Source organism: Asticcacaulis sp. (genome assembly GCF_027484505.1).
Classification (GTDB): Bacteria; Pseudomonadota; Alphaproteobacteria; order Caulobacterales; family Caulobacteraceae; genus Asticcacaulis.
Genome location: NZ_JAIXSV010000001.1, coordinates 1 through 3,189, shown reverse-complemented (window position 1 = coordinate 3,189; position 3,189 = coordinate 1). Strand labels below are relative to the sequence as shown.

At 63.2% G+C, this 3,189-nt stretch carries 4 protein-coding genes; all 4 read left to right on the top strand.

Annotated features, from left to right (window positions below; genetic code table 11):
• The coding region (locus Q0072_RS00020) for a hypothetical protein (protein ID WP_298323949.1) at positions 1–2,037 on the top strand (2,037 nt) is incomplete at its 5' end.
• A 62-nt stretch (positions 2,038–2,099) separates the two neighbouring features.
• The gene (locus tag Q0072_RS00015) at positions 2,100–2,396 is read left to right on the top strand and encodes a type II toxin-antitoxin system Phd/YefM family antitoxin (protein ID WP_298323947.1); all 297 of its coding nucleotides are present in this window, start codon (positions 2,100–2,102) and stop codon (positions 2,394–2,396) included.
• Positions 2,393–2,821: a type II toxin-antitoxin system VapC family toxin gene (locus Q0072_RS00010; RefSeq protein ID WP_298323944.1), complete on the top strand. Its 429-nt coding sequence runs from the start codon at positions 2,393–2,395 to the stop codon at positions 2,819–2,821. The genes Q0072_RS00015 and Q0072_RS00010 overlap by 4 nt, the downstream gene beginning before the upstream one ends.
• A gap of 123 nt (positions 2,822–2,944) precedes the next feature.
• Positions 2,945–3,189, top strand: a 245-nt coding sequence (locus Q0072_RS00005) for a ribonucleotide-diphosphate reductase subunit beta (protein WP_298323941.1), incomplete at its 3' end; no start/stop codon positions are given.

The following is a 3,189-nucleotide window of genomic DNA, read 5'->3' as shown; positions in this document are numbered from 1 at the left end:
AATGGGCGCAAGGCGTTGAACGATCTGGCGAATGCCCACCTGACCCTGCTGGAACGCGCGGGCGTCATCTCCGCGCCCCTCGCCGATGCTGCCCGCTTCTTCCCCCTGCGGTTCAAGGAAGCGCCGCCGGACATTCCCGAACCCAGCTTTGTGGAGCAGAAGGCCACCAACGCCATCCGCGCCCGCCTGCTGGGCATGCTGGGCGTACCCAGCCTCTATGCGCTGGACCGGTTGGACCTTGCCGTCGATACCACCCTGGACCAGCCGACACAGGCGCGAGTGACAGAAACACTCAAGAAACTGGCCGACCCGGCGCAGGCGGCGGCCTTAGGTCTGGTCGGTGACCGGCTGCTGAACAATGCCGACCCGGCCCGCATCGTCTATTCCGTCACCCTGTTCGAACGCACCGCAGAGGCGAACCTGGTCCGGGTGCAGGTCGACACGCTGCCTCAGCCGCTGGACCTGAATGAAGGGGCCAAGCTCGACCTTGGCTCCACGGCCAAGCTGCGTACCCTGGTGACGTATCTGGAGATCATCGCGCGGCTGCATGCCCGCTACATCACACGGGAAAGCTATGAGCTGGAAGCGGCGGCGCTGGAGGCGCCCGACCGGCTGACGCAATGGGTTTTACGCACCATGGCGGCCAATCCCAGCATCGGCATCGCCCCCCTGCTGGACCTTGCGATGGAGCGGGAATATTCGGCCAGCCCCGCCGAACGCTTCTTCACGGGCGGCGGCCTGCACAGTTTCGGGAATTTTGACGACAAGGATGATGGCAAGGTCATCACCGTGTCAGAGGCGTTCCGCCATTCCGTCAACCTCGTCTTCATCCGCATGATGCGGGACATCGTGAACCATTACATCGCCGAGGGGCCGGACAGCCGCGACGATCTGATGGACGATCCCCGCCACCCGGCCCGCCGCACCTATCTGGCGCAGTTCGCGGATCAGGAGGGTAGCGCCTACCTGAACAAGTTCTGGTCTGATTATAAGGGGCTGGAGCCGGAAGCGGCACTCGACAAGCTGGCCAAGCGCATCCGGCCCACGCCGGACCGGCTGGCGGTCATCTTCCGCTCCGCCCTGCCCAACGCCACGGCGGACGACCTGGGCGTCTTCCTGAACCGGCACATGCCGGCCGGCGGCCCGCCCGACGCGCAGGTGAAGGCGCTGTTCGACCGCTATAATCCCGACAATTGGTCGCTGAACGACCGTGGCTATATTGTCGGCGTGCATCCCCTGGAACTGTGGCTGGTGGGATATCTTCAGGACAGCCGGCAGGCACAGCGCGGGGAGATGCTGAAGGACAGCAGCGTGCCGCGCCAGGAAAGCTACAAATGGCTGTTCACGTCCCGGTCCAAACAGGCACAGGATACGCGCATCGGCATCGTGCTGGAGGAAGAGGCGTTCAACCGCATTCATGAGGAATGGACGCGCCTTGGCTACCCGTTCGGCAGCCTGATCGCCAGCTACGCCACCTCCATCGGCAGCTCCGCCGACCGGCCGGGTGCGCTGGCCGAACTGATGGGCGTCATCCTGAATGATGGGGTGCGCCTGCCGACCTTACGCGTGGGCCGTCTGCATTTCGCCACCGGCACGCCGTACGAGACCAGTTTTGTGCCCGCCAAGCTGCTGGACGGGGCCGAACAGGTGATGGAACCAGCGGTGGCCCGCGTGGTGCGCCGCCATCTGCGCGACATCGTGGATAATGGCACCGCGCGGCGCGTGAAAGGCGCCTTCACTGCCGCTGACGGCACCGAAATGCCCATTGGCGGCAAGACGGGTACGGGCGACCATCGTTTTGAACGCTATGGTCCCGGTGGCGTCGTCCTGGAAAGCCGCGTCGTCAACCGCACCGCCACGTTCGTCTTCTATATCGGCGACCGCTTCTTCGGTGTCATCACGGCGCATGTGCATGGGCCAGAGGCCGCGGAATACCGCTTCACCTCTGCCCTGCCCTCACAGCTGCTGAAAATCCTGGCCCCCGCCCTGAACCCGCTGTTGAACGCGGAGACGCAGACGGCGGAGCGGGGGCGGTAGGCGTTGCAGCCCCAAGCTCGATGACGTAATCTGACCAGACTGACTAGATTTGGAAGGTCGTGATGGCGGACCGTAAACGAGGAGCTAATCACGTCGTGCCTGGGCATTGGCCGCTCCAGGAAGCGAAGGCGCGGTTCAGCGAGCTCGTGCGCCGCGTCCAGGCCGACGGTCCACAGCATGTTACCGTCCATGGACGTGAAGAGGTTGTCGTCATCTCCGCTGCGGAGTTTCGGCGCTTAAAGGGCGCTGAAACCGGTCAGAGCCTGATCGACGCCATGCGGGCGGCACCGTCCAGTGACCTAGATTTCGATTTCGAGCCCATTCGCGATCCAGCGCGGGTACGGGATGTGGTGTTTTGAGCGGCTGGCTGCTGGATACCAACATCCTGGCCGAGCTGCGGCGACCAAGACCTGAGCCGCGTGTTCTGTCCTTCATCGCCGAACAGCCGCTGGAAACGCTCCATATCAGCACTGTTACTCTGGCTGAAATCCGCTTTGGCATCGAGAAACTGGATGACCCAGTCAAACGGTCCAGCCTGACAGAGTGGCTCACCCACCGGGTGCGCCCGATGTTCGATGGCCGCGTCCTGCCCGTCAGCGAAGATGTGATGTTGAAGTGGCGTTTGCTGATGGCAGAAGGGCGGAAAATTGGCCACACATTCCCTCAGCCGGATTTGATCATCGCAGCAACGGGCCTTTGCCACGGCGTGGCCATCGTCACCCGTGACATCGACGATTACACGCGCACCGGCGCCGATCTGCTGAATCCCTGGGCATTGCCCTGACACCGTCCACCCACCCGTTCGGCCATCCCCCTTATCCCCATCATTCACAGCCAAAGACCCCTTCCCCCCGCCGCCCATTGTGCTAGCTTACGGCATCCACCCCCTACATCTAGTGCTGGTGCCATGTCCCTGCTGACGCCGAACCCGGTTTACAAGCCTTTCCGCTACCCCTGGGCCTATGAGGCCTGGCTGACGCAGCAGCGAATCCATTGGCTGCCTGAGGAAGTGCCGCTGGCCGATGACGTCAAGGACTGGCGCAACAACCTGACAGATGGCGAGCGGAACCTGCTGACGCAGATTTTCCGATTCTTCACCCAGGCCGATGTCGAGGTGAATAACTGCTACATGCGGCATTACAGCCGCGTGTT

Bases quoted from the DNA above. Each gene is read 5' to 3' on its own strand.
- Q0072_RS00015 (WP_298323947.1), top strand. From the start codon at position 2,100: ATGGCGGACCGTAAACGAGGAGCTAATCACGTCGTGCCTGGGCATTGG.